At 50.3% G+C, this 22,982-nt stretch carries 20 protein-coding genes and 1 tRNA gene; 11 read left to right on the forward strand and 10 right to left on the reverse strand.

Translation table 11 applies throughout. The annotated features are described in order from the left end of the window. Nucleotides 1-1,356, reverse strand: a complete 1,356-nt coding sequence (locus GBAG_RS02770) for an HdeD family acid-resistance protein (RefSeq protein ID WP_034493320.1) — start codon at nucleotides 1,354-1,356, stop codon at nucleotides 1-3. A gap of 207 nt (nucleotides 1,357-1,563) precedes the next feature. After that, nucleotides 1,564-1,639 (reverse strand) — tRNA-Phe (locus GBAG_RS02775). Between the two features lie 436 nt (nucleotides 1,640-2,075). Between GBAG_RS02775 and GBAG_RS02780 the strand changes: the two genes are divergently transcribed. Continuing rightward, nucleotides 2,076-4,214: an ornithine decarboxylase gene (locus GBAG_RS02780; protein WP_034493321.1), complete on the forward strand. Its 2,139-nt coding sequence runs from the start codon at nucleotides 2,076-2,078 to the stop codon at nucleotides 4,212-4,214. Nucleotides 4,215-4,258: 44 nt separating this feature from the next. Here the strand turns inward: GBAG_RS02780 and GBAG_RS02785 are convergent, their stop codons facing one another. The 4 genes from GBAG_RS02785 to mutY form a co-directional block, all read right to left on the reverse strand. Then, nucleotides 4,259-5,512, reverse strand: a complete 1,254-nt coding sequence (locus tag GBAG_RS02785) for a nucleoside permease (RefSeq protein ID WP_034493323.1) — start codon at nucleotides 5,510-5,512, stop codon at nucleotides 4,259-4,261. 253 nt (nucleotides 5,513-5,765) lie between these two features. Beyond that, nucleotides 5,766-6,842, reverse strand: coding sequence for a membrane-bound lytic murein transglycosylase MltC (mltC, locus tag GBAG_RS02790; protein ID WP_034493325.1), 1,077 nt, complete (start codon nucleotides 6,840-6,842; stop codon nucleotides 5,766-5,768). A 54-nt stretch (nucleotides 6,843-6,896) separates the two neighbouring features. Continuing rightward, nucleotides 6,897-7,169, reverse strand: a complete 273-nt coding sequence (locus GBAG_RS02795) for an oxidative damage protection protein (RefSeq protein ID WP_034493327.1) — start codon at nucleotides 7,167-7,169, stop codon at nucleotides 6,897-6,899. Nucleotides 7,170-7,171: 2 nt separating this feature from the next. Next, complete coding sequence (gene mutY, locus GBAG_RS02800; protein WP_034493329.1) at nucleotides 7,172-8,257, reverse strand: A/G-specific adenine glycosylase; 1,086 nt, start codon at nucleotides 8,255-8,257, stop codon at nucleotides 7,172-7,174. A gap of 152 nt (nucleotides 8,258-8,409) precedes the next feature. Here mutY and trmB point away from each other — a divergent pair, with 152 nt between their 5' ends. From trmB to GBAG_RS02815, 3 genes are read left to right on the forward strand one after another with little or no spacing between them, the layout of a single operon-like run. Then, nucleotides 8,410-9,129 carry a tRNA (guanosine(46)-N7)-methyltransferase TrmB gene (gene trmB, locus GBAG_RS02805; protein ID WP_034493331.1) on the forward strand — a complete coding sequence of 240 codons (720 nt, stop codon included), beginning with the start codon at nucleotides 8,410-8,412 and terminating at the stop codon, nucleotides 9,127-9,129. Then, a complete protein-coding gene (locus tag GBAG_RS02810; protein WP_034493333.1) occupies nucleotides 9,129-9,455 on the forward strand; it encodes a YggL family protein in 327 nt (108 codons plus the stop codon). The genes trmB and GBAG_RS02810 overlap by 1 nt, the downstream gene beginning before the upstream one ends. Nucleotides 9,456-9,509: 54 nt before the next feature. Beyond that, entirely contained in the window at nucleotides 9,510-10,226 is a 717-nt protein-coding gene (locus GBAG_RS02815; protein ID WP_034493335.1) for a YggN family protein, read from the forward strand. Nucleotides 10,227-10,365: 139 nt separating this feature from the next. On the opposite strand, the gene leuD is transcribed toward GBAG_RS02815, so the two are convergent. From leuD to leuA, 4 genes are read right to left on the reverse strand one after another with little or no spacing between them, the layout of a single operon-like run. Further along, nucleotides 10,366-10,971 carry a 3-isopropylmalate dehydratase small subunit gene (gene leuD, locus GBAG_RS02820; protein ID WP_034493337.1) on the reverse strand — a complete coding sequence of 202 codons (606 nt, stop codon included), beginning with the start codon at nucleotides 10,969-10,971 and terminating at the stop codon, nucleotides 10,366-10,368. Nucleotides 10,972-10,982: 11 nt separating this feature from the next. Further along, nucleotides 10,983-12,383: a 3-isopropylmalate dehydratase large subunit gene (leuC, locus tag GBAG_RS02825; protein ID WP_034493339.1), complete on the reverse strand. Its 1,401-nt coding sequence runs from the start codon at nucleotides 12,381-12,383 to the stop codon at nucleotides 10,983-10,985. A gap of 2 nt (nucleotides 12,384-12,385) precedes the next feature. Further along, nucleotides 12,386-13,477 (reverse strand): 3-isopropylmalate dehydrogenase, encoded by a 1,092-nt coding sequence (leuB, locus tag GBAG_RS02830; protein ID WP_034493341.1) that lies wholly within the window; start codon nucleotides 13,475-13,477, stop codon nucleotides 12,386-12,388. A 1-nt stretch (nucleotide 13,478) separates the two neighbouring features. Next, nucleotides 13,479-15,050, reverse strand: a complete 1,572-nt coding sequence (leuA, locus tag GBAG_RS02835) for a 2-isopropylmalate synthase (RefSeq protein ID WP_034460961.1) — start codon at nucleotides 15,048-15,050, stop codon at nucleotides 13,479-13,481. A gap of 845 nt (nucleotides 15,051-15,895) precedes the next feature. Between leuA and leuO the strand changes: the two genes are divergently transcribed. The 7 genes from leuO to ftsL all read left to right on the forward strand — a co-directional run bounded on the left by leuO (nucleotide 15,896) and on the right by ftsL (nucleotide 22,969). Continuing rightward, nucleotides 15,896-16,840: a transcriptional regulator LeuO gene (leuO, locus tag GBAG_RS02840; protein WP_034493343.1), complete on the forward strand. Its 945-nt coding sequence runs from the start codon at nucleotides 15,896-15,898 to the stop codon at nucleotides 16,838-16,840. Between the two features lie 403 nt (nucleotides 16,841-17,243). Further along, nucleotides 17,244-18,968 carry an acetolactate synthase 3 large subunit gene (ilvI, locus tag GBAG_RS02845; RefSeq protein ID WP_034493344.1) on the forward strand — a complete coding sequence of 575 codons (1,725 nt, stop codon included), beginning with the start codon at nucleotides 17,244-17,246 and terminating at the stop codon, nucleotides 18,966-18,968. Nucleotides 18,969-18,970: 2 nt separating this feature from the next. Next, on the forward strand, nucleotides 18,971-19,462 hold the full coding sequence (ilvN, locus tag GBAG_RS02850; protein ID WP_034460956.1) for an acetolactate synthase small subunit: 492 nt from the start codon (nucleotides 18,971-18,973) through the stop codon (nucleotides 19,460-19,462). A gap of 171 nt (nucleotides 19,463-19,633) precedes the next feature. Further along, nucleotides 19,634-20,638, forward strand: coding sequence for a catabolite repressor/activator (gene cra, locus GBAG_RS02855; RefSeq protein ID WP_034493346.1), 1,005 nt, complete (start codon nucleotides 19,634-19,636; stop codon nucleotides 20,636-20,638). Nucleotides 20,639-21,203: 565 nt separating this feature from the next. Beyond that, nucleotides 21,204-21,662, forward strand: a complete 459-nt coding sequence (mraZ, locus tag GBAG_RS02860) for a division/cell wall cluster transcriptional repressor MraZ (RefSeq protein WP_034493348.1) — start codon at nucleotides 21,204-21,206, stop codon at nucleotides 21,660-21,662. 3 nt (nucleotides 21,663-21,665) lie between these two features. Then, entirely contained in the window at nucleotides 21,666-22,607 is a 942-nt protein-coding gene (gene rsmH / locus GBAG_RS02865) for a 16S rRNA (cytosine(1402)-N(4))-methyltransferase RsmH (protein ID WP_034493350.1), read from the forward strand. Continuing rightward, nucleotides 22,604-22,969 carry a cell division protein FtsL gene (ftsL, locus tag GBAG_RS02870; RefSeq protein ID WP_034493352.1) on the forward strand — a complete coding sequence of 122 codons (366 nt, stop codon included), beginning with the start codon at nucleotides 22,604-22,606 and terminating at the stop codon, nucleotides 22,967-22,969. The genes rsmH and ftsL overlap by 4 nt, the downstream gene beginning before the upstream one ends. Nucleotides 22,970-22,982 lie beyond the last annotated feature (13 nt).

Below are 22,982 nucleotides of genomic sequence, written 5' to 3' on the forward strand. Positions count from 1 at the left end.
TTAATCTTCAGCCGTTTCTTCTCCGCTTTTACCTTTTTCCCAGGCCACACGGCGCTGGAGCATTTTCTTCAGTGCCCGGCTGGTGGTATTGAACCAGCCGGTAGGGCGCGGATCGGCAAGCATGCTGAGTGCGCGAGCGTAATCGAGAACTAAACCGGGTGTCCAGGCCATGGTTTGCGCGCGTTTGCGTATTTGCAGTGCCACCCAAAGCTCAGGCGTCGACATCAGTTTCCCCATTGCCATCCAGAACCCACGTTTATGCCAAAGCCTGCCGACTGAGCCTTCAAGAGCGGCTTCCAGCGCCCGTGCTACGCTGCTTGAGCAATTCCGATAGGTCAGATTGTAGGACTCATTCTGGCGATAACTTTCCCAAAATGCTTTCAGGCGCTCTTCGCTGTAATTGCGGATGCGCACTTTTCTGGTTGAGGGGCACCACTTTGCCGATTCGGTTGCATAATCAGGCTGGAATCGTCCCGGAACATTGTTTTCCGGTGTGGCACGCAACAGGCGGGCAAATTCGTCGGGTGACTGGTCAATCAATTCCGCAGGGTAGAGGCTGATGTAAATACCGCCGGGCGATTCTAAAGCGGCGTGCCCGGTGGAGATAACACCGTTGCGGTCGACGGCGGCGATATAGCGGCTAATCACCGGGCGGGGAATGGTTTCACTGGGGGCCGATCCTGCGGGCGTCCATACATGCACGGTCAGCGCTTTTTCGTCATCGGCTGGTGGGCCATCCCATTCCACGACGTCAGGAACATCAGCCTCTTCCATATAGACCGCGCCTTTGAGTCCTGGATTTGCAGCGGCGCGTTTAACGCGGTTGGCGAGGATAAACATATTCCAGCCGGCAAACGCCAGGCCGAGGCCGAGACAATAGGGAACCGTTCCTGAATAGTGCGAAGGCCAGGGCTGGAAGAAGAATATTGCCAGCGCAATTTCGATGATCCCACCCCATAACGCCGGGCGCCAACGCCGGTAACGCACCACGACGGCAGAAGCAATTTGGAGAGCGCCATCGAATAAAAACAGCATGCCGAAGATCATCGCCAGCACAAAATCACCGTCATGCTGACCCGCCAGAATCAGTAATGCCGCAGCACTAAAGACACTGCCTTTTACGTAGCGCAAAATACGTTGTCCGCCCATACCGCTATGAGCAACCATCAGCGTTGCAGCACCTTCGAACAACAGCAGACAGGCGAAAGGTTCGATTGGGAAGAACAGTGAACCATCTAGCGCGTCAATGAAGATAACGATGCCAGCAATCAGAGTAATCCAGCCGAAACGTCGCAATCCGCGCCAGTGAGAACGCAGAAAATCAACGCCAAGCAGAATCATGGTGAGTCGCATCATGGGGGTTTTTCCTGAAATCACATCTCCAAATATATAGCCCACAAGAGAGTAACGCGCGCGAATACCTAATGGCGGGTTGGAAGGTCTGGGATTTGGGAAGGTGATGAATACGGCGAAGGGAGGCGACGAGTAATCGAACGTAGTTCGATGGAGAGTCCGGATCGCAGAAAGCAAAAAACCAGCCATTAGGCTGGTTTCTTTAAATAGTGGTGCCCGGACTCGGAATCGAACCAAGGACACGGGGATTTTCAATCCCCTGCTCTACCGACTGAGCTATCCGGGCAACGGGGCGCATTAAACCGTAAAGGCCGTTTGACGTCAACGCTTTTGTGTTAATAAGTCGTGCGTTTGCACGAATAATGTGCTCTGTGTGGCAGCATCGCCTTGAACCACGGGGAAGAAGGTGCCATGATTGCGCGAAATTTTACACATCTGCAACGGGGCGCTTATTGATGTTTAAAGTCAATGTTCACCGGCATCTCTCGATGGCGCTCGTTCACCTTTCTGTCGTATCCCGAAGACCCTCGCTCACCATGCGGTGAGGGCAACGCACGCTCACTGCAGGACAACAGTAAAATCAGGTGATGCCTGGTTTTACTGATGTCTGGCGGTCGGAGTGGGTATCCTCCTTCAGACCATCAAGACACATTCGCCGGGGAAAACTCCCTTTGCCGTGCCACATGGCACTCACTCATCCTTGAACTCTGGGATTTGTGCATATGAAATCTTTGAAAATTGCCGCCAGCCACGATGTGGTTGCTACTTTGTCTACACATCGCGAAATCGTCACGCTTGATAGCACTGATTTCACCGATATTGCCGCTGTCGTACTTTCTGCGGCGGATAGCCGCAGCGGTATTCTGGCGTTACTCAAACGCACGGGCTTTTCGATTCCTGTTTTTTTAGCGGCTGATAATCTCTCAGGCGAGCAAGAAGGCATTACCGGGCTGATAAAAGGTGATGCGCAGGATTATCTGGAGCTGGAAACCGCGGCCGTTGATTATGAAGAAAGTTTGCTCCCGCCTTTCTTCGATACGCTGACGAAATATGTCGCGATGGAAAACAGCACTTTTGCCTGTCCTGGCCATCAACACGGTGAGTTTTTCAAAAAACATCCGGCTGGCCGCCAGTTCTTTGAATTCTTCGGCGAGAATTTGTTCCGTGCCGATATGTGCAATGCGGACGTCAAACTCGGTGACTTGCTGATTCATGAAGGCTCGGCAAAGCATGCGCAGAAGTTCGCGGCCAAAGTGTTTAACGCGGATAAAACCTATTTCGTGCTGAACGGCACGTCGGCGGCGAATAAAGTTGTCACCAATGCGCTATTAACGCGTGGCGATCTGGTGCTGTTTGACCGTAATAACCATAAATCAAACCACCATGGGGCGCTGATCCAGGCGGGGGCAACACCGGTTTATCTCGAGGCGGCTCGCAATCCGTTTGGTTTTATCGGTGGTATTGATGCGCATTGCTTCGATGAGAAATATTTGCGTGAGCTTATCGCGGAGGTGGCTTCAGAGCGTGCGCAGGAAAAACGTCCGTTCCGCCTGGCGGTAATCCAGCTCGGGACTTACGACGGCACGGTTTATAACGCGCGTCAGGTGGTGGATAACATCGGTCATCTTTGCGATTACATTCTGTTTGATTCCGCCTGGGTCGGTTACGAACAATTCATCCCGATGATGGCGGACTGTTCACCGCTTTTGCTGGATCTTAACGAGAACGATCCGGGGATCTTTGTTACGCAATCGGTGCATAAACAGCAGGCGGGCTTCTCGCAGACTTCGCAGATCCATAAGAAAGATAACCATCTGCGCGGCCAGGATCGTTTTTGCCCGCATAAGCGGCTGAACAATGCCTTTATGTTGCATGCCTCAACCAGCCCGTTCTATCCGTTATTTGCTGCACTTGATGTGAATGCGAAGATCCATGAAGGGGAGAGTGGCCGCCGCCTGTGGGCGGAATGTGTGGTGCAGGGCATCGAAGCACGCAAAGCCATTATCGCCAGCTGCAAGATGATCAAACCGTTTATTCCACCCGTGGTGGCGGGCAAGCCGTGGCAGGAACATCCGACTGCAACCATCGCGCAGGAGCGTCGTTTCTTCAGCTTTGAACCGGGTGAAAAATGGCATGGTTTTGAAGGGTATGCGCAAGATGAGTATTTTGTCGATCCTTGCAAACTGCTGCTGACGACGCCGGGTATTGATCCACAAACCGGTCATTACACTGAGTTTGGCGTGCCTGCGGCGATCCTCGCAAATTACCTGCGTGAGAATGGAATTGTTCCTGAGAAATCGGATCTGAATTCGATTTTATTCTTACTGACGCCTGCCGAAAGCACTGAAAAGATGGCGCATCTGGTGGCGATGCTGGCGCAATTTGAACAGCATATTGAAGACGATACGCCGCTGGTGAATGTGCTGCCGACTATCTATCAGAAATATTCACAGCGCTATAAAGGCTACACGCTGCGCCAACTTTGCCAGGAAATGCACGATCTTTATGTCAGCTTTGAAGTGAAGGATCTGCAAAAAGAGATGTTCCGCAAAGCCAGCCTGCCTGCAGTCGCGATGAATCCGCAGGATGCTAATAGCGAGTTTATTCGTGGCAATGTAGAGCTGGTGCGTCTGAGCCAGTCGGAAGGGCGTATCGCGGCTGAGGGTGCGTTGCCGTATCCACCGGGCGTGTTGTGCGTAGTCCCTGGCGAAGTGTGGGGCAGTGCTGCGCTGCGTTACTTCCTGGCTCTTGAAGAGGGTGTGAATATGCTGCCAGGCTTCTCACCGGAATTGCAGGGCGTGTATAGCGAAACGGATGCCGACGGAATTAAGCGCTTGTACGGCTATGTAATTAAGGCGTAATAACAATGTCTCCCGTTTCATTCAGAAGCGGGAGACATTATCAATCAGACTGCTGGCTGGATGGCCGCTGGCGTTCTAACATGTTTATATTTGAACAGTGCGACGAAGGCGAAGGCCAGCACCAGCGAGTAACCGGCGAAAATCAGCCATACGGTTTGCCAGTCAGTGATACCTTGCAGTGTGTAATGCTCAACTACTTTACCGCTGACAATCCCGCCCAGAATGCAACCAAAGCCGTTTGTCATCATCAGGAACATGCCCTGTGCGCTGGCACGGATTTCTGGTCTGACTTCTTTTTCAACAAACACGGAACCGGAAATGTTGAAGAAGTCGAAGGCGCAACCGTAGACGATCATCAACAGCACCAGCAGCATGGTGCCCATCGGCGTTGGGTCGCCAAAGGCAAATAGGCCGAAGCGCAACATCCACGCGACGATACTGATAAGCATCACATTCTTGATACCGTAGCGAATCAGGAAGAATGGAATCGTCAGGATAAATACGGTCTCAGAAATCTGCGAAATAGACATCAGCACAGACGCGTGTTCGACAATAAAGCTACTGGCAAACAGCGGGTTCTGGTCAAAGCTGTGCAGGAAGGTATTACCGAACATATTGGTAATTTGCAGTTCGGCACCCAACAGCATTGAGAAGATGAAGAAGATAGCCATGCGCTTGTTTTTGAACAACGCGAAGGCATCCAGCCCTAACATTGAGCTCCAGCTTTGGTTTTTCTGTGCATTAGCAACCGGAATATGCGGCAGTGTCAGAGTGAACAGGGCGAGGACAACTGACAATATTGCGCCGATATAAAGCTGCATGTGGCTGAGTTCAAAGCCTGAGAAGCTCACGCCCCACATCGCGAAGATAAAGCCAATGGTTCCCCAGATACGAATAGGCGGGAAGTCACTGACGATATCCATTCCCGCCGATTGCAAGCGATAGTAAGAAATCGTGTTCACCAGCCCTAACGTTGGCATGTAAGCCAGTGAGTTGAGCAGAATCACGATAAACATCGCACTCGGTGAAGTCACCTGAGCTGCAAAATACAACGTAATGGCACCTACCACATGACAACCCGCATAGAGCCAGCGCGCACTAATCCATTTGTCCGCAATAATACCGAGTAGCGTCGGCATAAATACCGCAGCAATACCCAATGAACTGTATACAGCGCCGATGGCTGCACCATCAAACTTGAGGGTGACAAACATGTATGAGCCGAGCGTCGTCAGCCAACTTCCCCACAAGCAGAACTGCAGAAACGAAAGTACTTTAAGCTGCAGCTTAAGGTTCATGTAAATATCCTCACAGAGGTTAACAGCGGATGTGATTTTTTTAACATATAAGGAGATATATGTTGTGATCGTAACATTAGCAGTGCTGTGGTGAGATTTTTGGTACATTCAGCAAATAAATGAAAACATCTTTTGGTTACATTCGAGAATAGTGACGCTGGTTACATTTTTTGCGGTTTAAGGCGGGAAAAGCGGGGGAGTGTTGTATCTCCTGCCGCTAAACCGACGGCAAGAGATACAACAAACGGATGAATTACCGGCGGCGGTAACTCTTCTGCGCGGTATTCACTTTGTACAGATAATGGCGTGATTCCGCAGACGGGTGGCGTGTGGTCAGCGTCTGATACACGTCGCCCGGCGTCATGCTGTTGATAATGCTGTACGCGCGATTTTTATCACTGTTGAACACGCGCAACACGCTGCCCGCGCCGCCGTTATACGCTGTAATCATCGCGTAACGGCGCGAGGTTGGGTTATCAATTCCGCTCAGATAACTGTTCTGAAGAATCGCCAGATAAGCCGTACCGGTATCAATATTGCTTTCTGGATCAAACAAGAAGCTGCGGCTTGGTTTGCCCCATTTCCCCTGAGATTTGAAGACATCAACGCCCGCGCTGTGCTGCACAACCTGCATCAGGCCGAGGGCATCGGCATGGCTGACGGCATAGGGGTTAAAGCTCGATTCCGTTTGCATAATTGCCAGAATCAGCGATTCATCTACGCCGTATTTCTTCGACGCTTTGCGCACCATGCCGAGATATTTGTGCGCACGTTTATCCAGGTGGTTTGGCACCAGGTTGATCGTCACGCTGTAGATGATCTTCAGCCCGGTGCTGCGGCTTTTCAGGCGCGTTTGCAGCAGGTAATCAGCAAATTTAGACGCACGACCTTCCCAGCGAATCGGCTGCCCGGTGTTATCCACAACCTGGCCATACAGGAACGGCTCTTTGGAGATCTGCACGTCGTTAACATCGGAATAAAGATCGATGGAACCCGGATCGTCACCCATCAGCAAAGTGGATACGATCGCCTGGCGCAAATGGGCGGCGGGATCGGTGCCAGCAATGGTTTCGATGGTAATCGTACCGTCGTCAAAGTTGATGTGGCTACGGGTCAGATATTGGTCGGTATATTTTACGTAGTCTTTTGGACCCGCAATCAACACTTCCTTTATGCCCCAGATATTTTCGATGTTATGGGCAAACTGCCCCATCAAAATATCAAAACCATTCGTGTCCTTAACAAACGCCTCGTTATAGGAATCTTCTTTTTTGCTCGAACATGAGATGAGCAACGGGACAACCAGAGCTAGCGCGAGAAATTTTTTCATCGTTCCGTGTATGCGTTGGGCTTGATGTTCATAAGGGCCAGCGGCCCCTGTATTTTATTTTTCTGGTGGCGTGTAGCCTTCGATGTGAACTTCTTTGCCTTCAAACAGGAAGTTGACCATTTCTGCTTCCAGTTCTTTGCGATGTTCCGGGTTCATCATGCTCATTTTGCGTTCGTTAATCAGCATGGTTTGTTTTGTCTGCCATAAAGCCCAAGCTTCTTTTGAGATTTCGTTATAAATACGTTTGCCAAGTTCACCTGGATACAACTGGAAATCCTGGCCTTCTGCGTCACGTTGCAGGTAAGTACAAAAAATAGTTCTGCTCATGGTTATTCCTCTTCAACGGCTCGGGCGGGTTTAAGTACCACCGGCTCGGCGTGTAATTGCTGTAATAAACGCTCTACAGGGGCGGCCAGTCCTACGGACGGTGGCTGCGCTAAGTTATACCAGAGAGCGGTTCCTTCATCCATGCACCCGCTAAACGAAAGCACTGGCAACCACATTGGCACGATATCCAGATGGAAGTGGCTGAATGTATGGCGGAAGGCGTTTAATTGCGTGAGATTATCGGCGGGAATCTGACGTTGCGCCAGCCAGTCGCGAAGTTCTTCTTCGGTTGTGAATTGCGGGAAGCAGTACAAACCACCCCACAGGCCAACAGCCGGACGCTGAGATAGCAAAATACTTTGCTGATGCTGCATCATCAGGAAATAGCCGGTGCGCTCGGGAATTGTCACCTTCGGCTTCTTACCAGGATAGCTCGCCCAACTATTATTGGCGTAGGCTACACAGAGATTATTCACCGGACAAAGCTCACATTTTGGCTTCGAGCGGGTGCAAACCATTGCGCCAAGATCCATCATCGCCTGGTTAAACTGGCTCACACCATTGGCTGGGGTGACTTGCTCGCTGATGTCCCAGAGTTTTTTCTCGACATCTTTTTTACCCGGCCAACCGGACACGGCATAACAACGGGCCAGCACGCGTTTGACGTTGCCATCCAGAATCGGGAAATGCTTACCAAGCGACAAAGAAAGAATAGCGCCCGCGGTCGAACGCCCCACACCCGGTAGGGCGGCGACTTCTTCAAAAGTTTCGGGGAACACGCCATTGTGCTGATTAGCGACCATTTGCGCAGCTTTATGCAGATTACGCGCGCGGGCGTAATAACCCAGACCCGTCCAAAGATGGAGAACTTCATCGAGTGGCGCGTTGGCAAGATCGGTGACGGTCGGGAAGCGCGACATAAAGCGTTCAAAGTAAGGAATGACGGTGGCAACCTGCGTTTGTTGCAACATCACCTCAGACAGCCATACTTTGTAAGGCGTTTTTTCGAGTTGCCATGGCAGTGTTTTGCGGCCGTATTTTTGATACCAGTCGAGAACCTGGTGGGAGAATTGCGGCGCTTGTGTCATTGTTGCCAGGCCATCCGATAAATGTGTGAATTAGGGAGCTGATTCCAGCACAGACGACTCTGTGCTGTAAACCGGAACTTTCTGGTGCTTGCTTCTCACCATTAACTTTGGATAATGCCCGTTTCCCGAACACTAACTAAAGCCTGAACACCATGAAAAATGACGTCATCTCACCGGAATTTAATGAAGAAGGCCGCGCAATGCGCCGGATTCGTAGTTTTGTGCGCCGCCAGGGCCGCCTGACTAAGGGCCAGGAGTTCGCACTGGAAAACTATTGGCCGGTGATGGGCGTTGAATATCAAGACGCGCCTGTCGATTTTACCGAGCTGTTTGGCCGCGAAGCGCCAGTTACCCTGGAAATCGGTTTTGGCATGGGTACGTCGCTGGTGGCAATGGCAAAGGCTAATCCACAGCAGAACTTTTTAGGCATTGAAGTGCACTCGCCGGGCGTGGGCGCATGCCTTGCAACCGCTCATGAAGAGGGCGTTGAGAACCTGCGCGTGATGTGTCACGACGCAGTGGAAGTGCTGCAAAAAATGGTTCCTGACAATTCTTTATCCATGGTTCAGCTCTTTTTCCCTGATCCGTGGCACAAAGCGCGTCATAATAAGCGCCGTATCGTTCAGGTGCCGTTTGCCGAGTTCGTGAAAAGTAAACTGAAACTGGGCGGTGTGTTCCATATGGCAACCGACTGGGAACCTTATGCAGAACACATGCTCGAAGTGATGTCCTCTATTGATGGTTATCAAAACCAGTCTGAGAGTAACGACTACGTACCGCGACCGGATTCGCGTCCGGTGACCAAATTTGAACAACGTGGCCATCGTCTTGGTCACGGCGTATGGGACTTAATGTTCGAGAGGGTAAAGTAATGGCAATTAATCGTAGCCGTCGTTTGCGTAAAAAAATGCACATCGACGAATTCCAGGAAGTGGGGTTCTCTGTTGCATGGCGTTTCCCGGAAGGCACCTCCGAAGAACAAATTGATAAAATCGTTGATGAATTCATTGATGAAGTTATCGATAAAAATGGTCTGGCTTTTGATGGCGGCGGCCACCTTTCCTGGGAAGGCTTAATTTGCCTACAGGAAATCGGCAAATGCACCGAGGAGCATCAAGCTCTGGTGCGCAAATGGCTTGAAGAGCACAAGGCTGAAGACGTTCGCACCAGCGATCTGTTTGATGTCTGGTGGGATTGATTGAAATAGTACAAATGGGCTGGTGAAAACCGGCCCTTTTTTTCAGGAGTAACTATGATTCGTAAGGCTTTGATGGGCGTTCTGCTGCTAACCGCGATGCAGGCGCAGGCCGACTATAAATGCAGCGTCACGCCTCGCGATGACGTGGTTATTAATCCGCAGTCCGTTCAGGTTGTGGGTGAAAATGGCAATCTGGTTATTGCCCCGGATGGCAGCCTGCAATTTAACGGCAAGCCACACACATTAAACGCAACGCAGCGCCAGTTGGCACTGGATTACCAGAAAGCGTTGCGCACCGATCTTCCTTGGATCAACAACGGCGCGTTGGCTCGGGTTGAGAAAGGGCGTGTTGCGCTGGATAAGATCATCGCTAAAGAAGTGGGTGAAAGCAGCAATATGCGCGGTCGCCTGACGAAACTAGACGCGCAACTTAAGCAACAGATGAACCGAATTATCGAGACTCGCCCGGATGGTTTGACCTTCCATTATAAAGCCATTGATCAAGTGCGATCCGAAGGGCAACAGTTGGTGAATCAGGCGATGGGCGGCATCTTGCAAGACAGCATCAATGAGATGGGTGCGAAAGCCGTTTTGAAAGGTGGCGGCAATCCGCTGCAAGGCGTGCTGGGTAGCCTCGGTGGTTTACAGACTTCGATTCAAAACGAGTGGAAGAACCAGGAAAAAGATTTCGAGCAGTTTGGCCGTGATGTTTGTAGCAAAGTGGTGACGCTAGAAGGGCAGCGCAAAGGGCTGGTCGAAACGCTGAAGTAATACTCTTCATACTTCAAGCTGCCTCTTTGTTGGCTGCATGTTCTCGCCCAGGTCACTTACTCATGTAAGCTCCCTGGGCCTCGAACACTTGCCGCCGCGATGCAGCTAGAATTATCTTGGGTATAAGATTTGCAGTTTATTAACGCATAAACGCCGGTTGTTTCTGCTCGTAAGCAGAAATAGAACTTTCGTGTTGCAGCGTCAGACCGATGCTATCCAGCCCTTCTAACATGCAGTGGCGACGGAAAGTATCGATGTTAAACGAATAGCTTTTCTCACCCGCAATCACGGTTTGTGCTTCCAGGTCGACCACGAATTTAATCCCCGGATTTGCCGCGACCAGCTTAAACAGCTCATCGACTTCTGCTTCGCTCAATGTTACCGGCAGCAGCTGGTTATTGAATGAGTTGCCGTAGAAGATATCCGCAAAACTTGGCGCGATAACCACTTTGAAACCGTAATCAGTTAAGGCCCACGGTGCGTGTTCACGTGAAGAACCGCAGCCGAAGTTTTCACGCGCCAGTAAAATTGAAGCGCCTTTAAACTCCGGGAAGTTCAGCACGAATTCCGGGTTTGGCTGTTGGCCAGCATCATCCAGAAAACGCCAGTCGTTAAACAGATGAGCGCCAAAACCCGTGCGCGTCACCTTCTGCAAAAACTGCTTAGGAATGATTGCGTCAGTATCAACGTTTGCGGCATCCAGCGGAACGACCAGGCCGGTGTGTTGTACAAATTTCTCTGCCATGGTGTTTTCCCTTATTTCAACGTGCGGATGTCAGCAAAATGACCAGAAACAGCGGCTGCAGCTGCCATTGCCGGGCTAACCAGGTGCGTGCGACCGCCACGGCCCTGACGACCTTCGAAGTTACGGTTGCTGGTGGAAGCGCAACGCTCGCCCGGTTCCAGGCGGTCGTTGTTCATCGCCAGGCACATCGAGCAACCCGGCAAACGCCATTCAAAGCCCGCTTCAATAAAAATCTTATCCAGACCTTCTGCTTCGGCCTGCGCTTTTACCGGGCCGGAACCTGGGACCACTAACGCCTGCACGCCTGGCGCCACTTTACGGCCTTTAGCAATTTCCGCCGCAGCACGTAAATCTTCAATGCGCGAGTTGGTGCATGAACCGATAAACACTTTATCGATCGCGACTTCAGTTAATGGAACACCTGGTTTCAGGCCCATGTAGGCCAATGCTTTTTCAGCAGAAGCACGCTCTACTGGGTCCGCGAAAGATTCTGGATTCGGAATGTTTTCCGTGACGGAAATCACCTGGCCTGGGTTGGTGCCCCAGGTGACTTGCGGGGCGATTTCTGCGGCGTCCAGCGTCACAATCGTATCGAATTTGGCGCCTTCGTCAGTGCTGAAGGTCTTCCAGTAGGCAACGGCTTCGTCCCAGTCGGCGGCTTTCGGCGCGTGTAGACGGCCTTTCACGTAGTTAAAGGTGGTTTCGTCTGGCGCAACGATGCCCGCTTTAGCGCCCATTTCGATTGCCATGTTGCACAGCGTCATGCGGCCTTCCATCGACAGCGCCTGAATTGCGCTCCCGCAGAATTCCACTACATGCCCGGTGCCGCCCGCGCTGCCGGTTTTACCGATAATCGCCAGCACAATATCTTTGGCTGTGATACCTGGTGCGGCGGTGCCGGCCACTTCAATCTTCATGGTTTTCGCGCGGCCCTGTTTCAGGGTTTGCGTTGCCAGTACGTGTTCAACTTCAGAAGTCCCGATCCCGAACGCCAGCGCGCCAAATGCGCCGTGGGTCGCGGTGTGGGAGTCGCCGCAAACAATGGTCATGCCAGGCAATGTAATGCCTTGCTCAGGGCCCATTACGTGGACAATACCCTGGAATGGGTGATTCAGGTCATACAGTTCAACGCCGAATTCTTTGCAGTTCTTCATCAACTCTTGCATCTGAATGCGAGCCATTTCGCCGGAGGCGTTGATGTCTTTAGTCTGCGTAGAAACGTTGTGGTCCATGGTGGCAAACGTTTTGCCAGGCTGGCGCACCGGGCGCTTGTGCGCACGCAGGCCATCAAACGCTTGTGGAGATGTCACTTCGTGAACCAGATGACGGTCGATGTACAGCAGCGGCGTTTCATCCACTGCTTCGTAAACGACGTGGGCATCGTACAACTTCTGATATAACGTTTTCGCCATGATTATTTCCCCTCTGCCACGAAGCGAGCAATGGTATCGCCCATTTCGTCGGTGCTGATTGCATTGCCATCACGAGCCAAATCGCCGGTACGGAAACCTTCTTCCAGCGCGAGGTTGATAGCGTTTTCGATGGCCTGAGCGGCCTCTTCAGCATCCAGGCTGTAGCGCAGTAACAAAGCCAAAGACAGGATCTGCGCAATTGGGTTAGCAATATTTTTACCTGCGATATCAGGCGCGGAACCGCCCGCAGGTTCGTACAGGCCGAAACCTTGCTCGTTCAAACTTGCGGAAGGCAACATGCCCATGGAACCGGTGATCATCGCGCATTCGTCAGACAGAATGTCGCCAAACAGGTTGGAGCACAGCAACACGTCAAACTGGGACGGGTCTTTAATCAGCTGCATGGTGGCGTTGTCGATGTACATGTGTGACAGCTCAACGTCCGGGTATTCTTTAGCGATTTCGCCAACAATTTCACGCCACATTACCGACGATTGCAGCACGTTAGCTTTATCAATCGAGGTGACTTTGCTGCGACGTTTGCGGGCAGATTCAAAACCGATGCGTGCAATGCGCTCGATCTCAAAGCGGTAATACACTTCGGTATCAAAGGCTTTCTCATGCATGCCGGAACCTTCGCGGCCTTTCGGCTGGCCGAAGTAGATACCGCCGGTTAATTCACGTACGCACAGGATGTCGAAACCGTTAGCGGCGATATCAGCACGCAGCGGGCAAAACTCTTCCAGCCCTTGATACAGGCGAGCAGGGCGCAAATTACTGAACAGTTTAAAGTGTTTACGCAGCGGCAATAATGCCCCACGCTCAGGTTGTTGAGCCGGAGGCAGATGCTCCCATTTCGGGCCACCGACGGAGCCGAACAGAATCGCATCTGCCTGCTCGCAGCCTTCAACAGTAACCGGCGGCAATGGATTGCCGTGACGGTCGATTGCAATGCCACCCACGTCATATTGACTGGTAGTAATGCGCATATCGAAGCGCGTACGAACTGCATCCAGCACTTTCAGCGCCTGAGCCATAACTTCTGGGCCAATGCCGTCACCCGGCAATACTGCTATATGATGAGTTTTTGACATGTCACACGGTTTCCTGATTATTTTCTTTATTATGAGCTTTGCGTTGCAATTCTTTTTCGACGATGCCCGCACGCCAGATGTTATTCAGCACGTTTATCATCGCTTTCGCAGAAGATTCAACAATATCGGTCGCCAGACCGACACCGTGGAAACGGCGGCCTTTATGGGTCACAACGATATCTACCTGACCCAATGCATCTTTACCCTGACCTTTCGCAGACAACTGGTATTTCACTAATTCAACATCGTAATTGGTGATGCGGTTAATCGCCTGGTAAACCGCATCGACCGGGCCGTTGCCCGTTGCTGCTTCAGATTGTGTTTCTTCGCCACACTGCAATTGGACAGAAGCGGTAGAAATCACACTTGAGCCAGACTGCACGTTGAAGTATTCCATGCGGAAATGTTCAGGTTCTTCTTGTTGTTTACCGATGAACGCCAGCGCTTCCAGGTCGTAATCAAAGACCTGGCCTTTTTTATCGGCCAGTTTCAGGAAGGCGTCGTACAAAGAGTCCAGGTTGTAATCGTCTTCTTTATAGCCCATCTCTTCCATGCGGTGTTTTACAGCTGCGCGACCAGAGCGGGAGGTCAGGTTCAACTGCACCTGATTCAGACCGATAGTTTCCGGTGTCATGATTTCGTAGTTTTCGCGGTTTTTCAGCACGCCATCCTGGTGAATACCGGAGGAGTGCGCGAAGGCGTTCGAGCCGACAATCGCTTTGTTGGCAGGGATTGGCATGTTGCACAGCTGGCTGACTATCTGGCTGGTGCGGTAGATTTCATGGTGGTTGATATTGGTATGCACGTCCAACATTTGGCCGCGGACTTTAATGGCCATGATGACTTCTTCCAGCGCAGTGTTACCGGCACGTTCGCCGATACCGTTCAGCGTGCCTTCAACCTGGCGCGCACCCGCCTGAATCGCTGCAATTGAGTTGCCGGTTGCCATGCCTAAATCGTCGTGGCAGTGGACCGAAATAATCGCTTTATCAATGTTTGGTACGCGGTTGTACAGCGTCTGAATAATGCCGCCGAACTGTACCGGTGTGGTGTAACCCACAGTGTCTGGAATATTGATAGTTGTCGCGCCTGCGCCAATGGCTGCTTCTACGATACGGCACAGGTTGTCGATTGGTGTGCGGCCTGCATCCTCACACGAGAATTCTACGTCGTCGGTATAGTTGCGGGCGCGTTTGACGGAATTGACTGCGCGAGCCAGGACATCATCGAAAGTGCTGCGTAATTTGGTTTCGATGTGCATGGTCGAAGTGGCCAGGAACACATGAATACGGAAGGCTTCGGCAATTTTCAACGCTTCTGCAGCAACATCAATATCTTTATCAACACAACGAGCGAGGCCACACACACGGCTATTTTTGATGTTGCGAGCGATGGTTTGCACGGATTCGAAGTCGCCTGGAGAAGAGACCGGGAAGCCGACTTCCATCACGTCAACACCCATACGTTCCAGCGCCATCGCAATCTGCAGCTTCTCTTTTACACTCAGACTTGCCTGTAATGCCTGCTCACCATCACGCAAAGTAGTATCGAAAATAATGACTTGTTGGCTCATGTTGTGGTCCTTTCTCGTCTTAGGGGCCCTTGCTACGAGCATAAAAAAACCCGCGCAGTGGCGCGGGTTTTTTCTGTCTGATGGCTTGAATCAACGCTTGATTTCGCCCACCAGCCTACCGCGCAATGAAGTTGCGTTTAGTAGTAGACCTAGTAGGCGGTTGCTGCGAATCATGTTTCAAGCCCCAAGTGAATTTCGTTATGCATTTATTGGTACTTGATCTGCTTTGCAGTGTCAACACTCGATTGCTTTATGCGTACATTTTGGAAGCGAAAGATTAGAGGGGGTCTTAGCGATCTGTGCTAAGGAAATCATGTTTCATAATATATATAAGAAGTATGAAAAAAGACTTCTTACTGGATCAGGTAAAATTGAAATCCTCAGAAACAATTAAAAATAATATATTTAATAAGCGTTGTATTCATCATGGTTATGATTTGAGGGGGTTAATCATCATTTTGGTTCTATTTTAGGAATTTATCATCTTTTCTTATTGTTTGATTATGGGTAGAACGTTTGTTTCTGAAATGATGATGTTATCCATACTTAATATATTATTCACTAGGCCAATCATTGTGTGCGAAGTCATTTTGTGATTTGATTAGCATGCTTCTGGAATCAACTGATTACGAATAAATCATATAACACCTTATATTTTCGCTTGCCTGATAGACGCTGGTGGCGTGTCGGTGCGTCAGAGCAAATGAGTTCCATAAATTTATATTTGAACAATATAAATTACGTTTTTATTCCATTATTCAACATGCTTGAATAACGAATAATAATAAAGATCACTTGCAGCGCTTATCTGCAAAAACGGAATCGACAACTTAGTGGAGTCAGTCATGTCTGATAATTATGTACAACAACCGGCAGTTCATGATGGGTTTAAACCTCAACTACGTTCTGTGGATTTAAACTTGCTCACTGTATTTGATGCCGTTATGCAGGTGCAGAATATTACCCGCGCAGCTCAATCGTTGGGAATGTCCCAGCCTGCGGTGAGTAATGCGGTCGCTCGTTTGAAAATTATGTTCAATGATGAACTGTTTGTACGCTATGGCCGTGGCATTCAACCTACAGCGCGCGCTTTCCAGTTGTTTGGTTCGATACGCCAGGCATTGCAATTAGTCCAGAACGAACTCCCTGGTGCAGGTTTTGAACCCGGCAGCAGCGAACGAATATTTAACATCTGCGTCAGCAGTCCGTTAGACAATTTGCTGACATCCGTCATCTTTAATAATATGAAGCGCTTTGCGCCAGGTATTCAATTACTCTTTAAGTCGGCATTAAATAAAGATATTGAGCATCAATTACGCTATCAGGAAACGGAGTTTGTTATTAGCTATACTGAATTCCGTCGTCCAGAATTTACTTGTGTACCTTTGTTTGAAGATGAAATGGTGTTGGTTGCCAGTAAAAAACATCCACGCTTAATTAAACCGCTTACAGAAGAAGATATTTATAACGAAAAGCATGCGGTAGTGTCACTTGAGCGTTTTGCATCCTTTAGTGCTCCCTGGTATCTCACCGCAGAGAAGCAAGCCTGCATTTCGTATCAAGGAATGGCGATGACTAGCGTGTTAAATGTGGTTTCGCAGACTCAGTTGGTCGCTATCGCGCCGCGCTGGCTGGTAGAAGAGTTTGCAGACTCTCTGCAGTTGCAAATATTCCCGTTACCCCTGAAAGATAACGTTTCAACTTGCTATTTATCCTGGCATGAAGCAGCCGGACGCGATAAAGGGCATCAGTGGATGGAGAAGCTGCTTACAACGGTATGCAGTAAATAGATTCAGTCTGGTAATCAATTTAAGCCGGGTAGTGAAATCTATCCGGTTATTCTTTATTTTTTGTCTTTTGTGGTTTTTTACGCTGTTGTTGATTTCGAGTTTCCCGCCCCGCTTGTTCAATAAATCCTGTGTTAATTAGATTTAACCTACAAAGCTATCATTCAGAACATTTTCAATCATAATTTTTGCTTATGCTCAGAGCTTAACTCCGCCAGGAAAGTGTTTTGCAGTATTCACAGGCAAACTCTCTTGCTGCGCCTGAAGATTGGCAATTGATTGCCTGATTTTCAACGGTTATGTTAGTTGGATTATTAAAATTAAATGCAGGGCGCAACAACCTGCCTCAACGACTCGCAGAAATGACTTTTGCAGTCGGTCAAACACGTAAGCCTGGAGGCAAACCATGGAGATGTTGTCAGGAGCCGAGATGGTCGTCCGGTCATTAATTGATCAGGGCGTTAAGTATGTATTCGGCTATCCCGGAGGCGCTGTACTCGATATTTACGATGCGCTTCATACTATTGGCGGCATTGATCATGTGCTGGTACGCCATGAACAAGCAGCCGTGCATATGGCTGATGGCCTGGCGCGTGCGACGGGTGAAGTTGGTGTTGTGCTGGTCACATCTGGCCCTGGAGCCACTAATGCAATCACCGGCATTGCCACCGCGTATATGGACTCTATTCCGATGGTCGTGCTATCTGGCCAGGTCGCGACTTCGCTGATTGGTTATGATGCATTCCAGGAATGCGACATGGTGGGGATTTCGCGCCCGATCGTGAAACACAGTTTCTTAGTCAAACAAGCTGAAGATATTCCCGGCATTATCAAAAAGGCCTTCTGGCTTGCGGCAAGCGGCCGGCCAGGCCCGGTAGTGGTCGATTTGCCGAAAGACATCATGAGTCCGGCAAACAAACTGCCATATAGTTACCCTGAAACTGTCAGCATGCGTTCTTACAACCCAACAACTCAGGGGCACAAAGGGCAAATTAAGCGTGCATTACAAACGCTGTTGGCAGCTAAAAAGCGAGTTATGTACGTGGGCGGTGGGGCCATTACCTCTTCCTGTCATGATGAATTGCTCGAGCTTGCTCAGAAACTCAATATTCCCGTTGTCTCCTCTTTAATGGGCCTGGGGGCATTCCCCGGCACACATCGCCAGGCGCTTGGCATGTTAGGGATGCACGGAACCTACGAAGCCAACATGGTGATGCACAACTCCGACGTGATTTTCGGCGTGGGTGTGCGTTTCGATGACCGTACGACTAACAATCTGGCGAAGTACTGCCCGAATGCCACCGTGCTGCATATCGACATTGATCCGACGTCGATTTCCAAAACAGTGGGGGCCGACATTCCGATTGTGGGCGATGCCCGACAAGTTCTACAGCAAATGCTGGATCTGCTGGCGCAAGAAGAGCTGCAGCAGGGCTGTGATGAAATTCGTGACTGGTGGCAGCAGATTGATCAATGGCGTGCGCGTCAGTGCCTCGAGTTTGACAGAACCAGCGACAAAATTAAGCCACAGGCGGTCATTGAAACGATCTATCGCCTGACCAACGGCGAGGCTTATGTCACGTCTGACGTTGGGCAGCACCAGATGTTTGCCGCACTCTATTACACCTTTGATAAACCTCGCCGTTGGATTAACTCGGGTGGCCTCGGCACGATGGGGTTCGGCCTTCCTGCGGCATTAGGGGTGAAAATGGCATTGCCGGAAGAAACCGTGGTTTGTGTGACGGGCGATGGCAGTATTCAGATGAATATCCAGGAGCTTTCTACCGCGCTGCAATACGGCTTGCCAGTGCTGGTGCTCAATCTCAATAACCGCTATCTCGGTATGGTGAAGCAGTGGCAGGATATGATTTATTCTGGCCGCCATTCCCAGTCCTATATGGAATCTTTACCTGATTTCGTACGTATAGCTGAAGCATACGGGCATGTCGGGATCCGTATCAGCGAACCGCAAGAACTGGAAAGCAAACTAATTGAAGCACTAGAAGCGGTGCGTAATCAGCGTCTGGTCTTTGTTGACGTCACTGTTGATGGCACTGAGCATGTCTACCCAATGCAAATCCGTGGCGGTGGTATGGATGAGATGTGGTTAAGCAAAACGGAGAGAACCTGATTATGCGCCGGATATTGTCTGTATTACTCGAAAATGAGTCCGGGGCGCTATCCCGGGTTATTGGCTTATTTGCTCAGCGCGGTTACAACATAGAGAGTTTGACTGTTGCACCGACTGACGATCCCACACTTTCGCGCATGACTATTCAAACCGTTGGCGACGCAAAAGTGCTGGAACAGATTGAAAAACAACTTCACAAGCTGGTGGATGTTCTGCGCGTCAGCGAACTGGTGCAGGGCGCTCATGTTGAACGTGAAATCATGCTAGTGAAAGTGCAGGCCAGTGGCTACGGGCGTGAAGAAGTGAAGCGCAATGCGGAAATCTTCCGTGGGCAAATCATTGATGTCACGCCGACGCTTTATACCGTTCAGTTAGCGGGGACCAGCGACAAACTGGATGCTTTCTTGAATACCATCCGTGAAGTGGCCAAAATTGTCGAAGTGGCACGCTCAGGTATTGTCGGCGTATCCCGCGGCGATAAGATCATGCGCTAGCCTGTGAAAGGCATCTAAAAACTAACCCGGTAACCTGAACCGGGTTTTTTTTGCAATTTGCGCGGCAACTGCCAGCAAAAGCGGTTGCCCGAGGTATTATTCTGCGCTTAGATGATAAAAATGAAACCATGACCAGGGTATGGTTATGGAAATCCTAAATAAGGGGCTACTGTGAAATTGGATGAAATCGCGCGCCTGGCTGGAGTTTCGCGCACCACGGCGAGCTACGTCATCAACGGTAAGGCAAAGCAGTATCGCGTTAGCGATAAGACCGTTGAGAAAGTCATGGCGGTTGTACGCGAACATAACTACCACCCGAATGCGGTGGCCGCAGGACTACGTGCCGGGCGCACGCGTTCTATCGGATTAGTGATTCCAGATCTTGAGAACACCAGTTATACCCGTATCGCTAACTATCTGGAGCGTCAGGCTCGCCAGCGTGGCTACCAACTGCTGATAGCCTGTTCTGAAGATCAGCCTGATAATGAAATGCGTTGCATTGAGCATCTTTTGCAGCGACAGGTTGATGCGATCATCGTTTCTACCTCATTGCCACCTGAACACCCTTTTTATCAACGTTGGGCAAACGATCCTTTCCCCATTATTGCGCTCGACAGAGCCTTAGACCGTGAAAACTTCATAAGTGTCGTGGGCGCCGACCAGGAAGATGCAGAAATGCTGGCCAGCGAGCTGCGTACTTTCCCTGCGGAAACCGTACTTTATCTCGGCGCGCTGCCTGAGCTTTCTGTCAGTTACCTGCGTGAACAAGGTTTCCGTACCGCGTGGAAAGACGACCCGCGTGAAGTGCATTTCTTATACGCTAATAGTTACGAACGTGAAGCCGCAGCACAACTATTTGATAAATGGCTGGAAACACACCCCATGCCGCAGGCGTTGTACACCACTTCATTTGCATTATTACAAGGTGTGATGGATGTTACATTGCGTCGTGAAGGGCAACTGCCATCTGAACTGGCGATAGCGACCTTTGGCGATAATGAACTGCTCGATTTCCTACAATGCCCTGTACTGGCTGTCGCACAGCGTCACCGTGATGTCGCAGAGCGCGTGCTTGAACTGGTTTTGGCAAGTCTGGATGAGCCTCGTAAACCGAAGGCCGGGTTGACGCGTATTCGCCGTAATCTTTATCGCCGTGGTAGTTTGAGCCGCCGCTAACAAGTGATGGCAGTTACCGGCTGCCATTCTTAATTAAGATTATTCCCGTGTTAATTCCCTTATTTAAACAGGTAATTATTTTTCATTAGTAATTGAAGAACTCTTATTACGGAATCGATATAATTTCGCTCCCTTGAATTATTTTGTTACACAGCAAAGTGTAAAAATGCCGGATAATTAAACAATAGATAACCATCCCCAATCAAACTAACCCGCCAGCCCACGTTTCGCCTGCATCTGGCGCTGTTAACCTTCCGCGAAATACCTTAAAATGCCGACCGCGTCGCAAACTGAACACTTCATATTTTACCTGTCAGGTTTTCAGTCGATTTAACGATATTTATGCTTATTGATCTTTTTTCTTTCAAATATTCATAACGTTAATTTTGCATCGTGGATGTAGCGCCTTTTCACGCCAGTCATTTATCAATCGCTTAGGAGATGGAAATTATTTCTATTAGCGTTGTAGCTTGCTTGACAAGGTTTTCCTCCGCTCCGTAAACTCCTTTAGGTGGGATTTTGTGGGTCAAAGTGGTGGAAAGGGGAATTTAAGGGTGAGGCTGGCATGTTCCGTGGGGCAACATTAGTCAATCTCGACAGCAAAGGGCGGCTTGCCGTACCTACCCGTTACCGGGAAAAGCTTGTCGAAACCTCTGAAGGTCAGATGGTTTGTACCATCGACATCCATCACCCATGCCTGCTGCTTTATACCCTTCCCGAGTGGGAAATTATTGAACAAAAGCTAGCTCGTCTGTCGAGCATGAACCCGGTAGAGCGTCGCGTGCAGCGACTGTTACTTGGGCATGCCAGTGAATGTCAGATGGATAGCGCCGGGCGATTGTTGCTGGCACCCGTTTTGCGCCAACACGCCGGGCTAACCAAAGAAGTGATGCTGGTTGGGCAGTTCAATAAGTTTGAACTGTGGGATGAAACGACCTGGCATCAACAGGTCAAGGAAGACATCGACGCTGAGCAGGCCACGACGACTACGTTGTCGGATAGGCTGCAGGACTTGTCACTATAAATAATGATGGAAAATTTTAAACATACTTCGGTGCTGCTTGATGAGGCCGTGAATGGTCTCAACATTCGTCAGGATGGCATCTACATTGATGGCACATTTGGTCGTGGCGGCCATTCTCGCTTGATTCTTACCCAACTGGGGCCAGAAGGACGCTTGCTGGCTATCGACCGCGATCCGCAAGCTATTGCAGCGGCACAAGCCATCGATGACCCGCGCTTCTCTATCATTCACGGGCCTTTCTCTGAATTAGCCGAATACGCCAGTGAACGCGATCTGTTGGGAAAAATTGACGGCATTTTGCTGGATCTTGGCGTTTCTTCTCCGCAGCTTGACGATGCCGAACGCGGTTTCTCGTTTATGCGTGACGGCCCGCTGGACATGCGTATGGACCCAACTCGTGGTCAATCTGCCGCGCAATGGTTGCTCAGCGCTGACGAAGCTGACATCGCCTGGGTTATCAAAACCTATGGTGAAGAGAAATTCGGCAAGCGTATCGCGCGCGCCATTATTGAGCGCAACCGCGAACAACCCATGACTCGTACCAAAGAGCTGGCGACGGTTGTGGCAGCGGCAATGCCGGTGAAAGACAAGTTCAAACACCCGGCAACGCGCACGTTCCAGGCTATCCGTATTTGGATCAACAGCGAACTTGAAGAGATTGAGAAGGCGCTGAAAGGCTCGATTCCCACTCTGTCTCCAGGCGGTCGCCTGTCGATAATCAGTTTCCACTCTTTGGAAGACCGAATTGTTAAACGCTTTATGCGTGAAAACACCCGTGGGCCACAGGTTCCGGCCGGTTTGCCAATGACTGAAGCTCAGTTGAATAAGCTTGGCGGCAGATATTTAAAATCTATTGGCAAAATGATGCCAGGTGATGAAGAAGTGGCGGAAAACCCGCGCGCACGCAGTTCGGTACTGCGTATCGCTGAAAGGACGAACGCATGATTAACAAAGTGGCAGAAACCCTAAGCAAAGTTACTGGTCAATTGAGCAGTGGCGAACGCCATGCATTACCTGCGGTGATTGGTGGTGATTTATTGCGTCATGGGAAAATGCCACTGATTTTGTTCACCGCCATTATCGTTACCGCCATTTTTGTCGTCACCACCGCGCACCATACCCGCTTGCTTACTGCGCAACGTGAGCAAATGGTGGTTGAGCGTGACGCGCTGGATATTGAATGGCGCAACCTGATTCTGGAAGAAAACGCACTCGGCGATCATAGCCGGGTGGAGCGGGTCGCAACGGAAAAGCTGCAATTGCAGCATGTTGACCCATCGCAGGAAAACATTGTAGTTCAGCAATAAGGAATCGCGTGGC

It is taken from the genome of Buttiauxella agrestis ATCC 33320 (genome assembly GCF_000735355.1).
In the GTDB taxonomy this organism is placed as follows: Bacteria; Pseudomonadota; Gammaproteobacteria; order Enterobacterales; family Enterobacteriaceae; genus Buttiauxella; species Buttiauxella agrestis.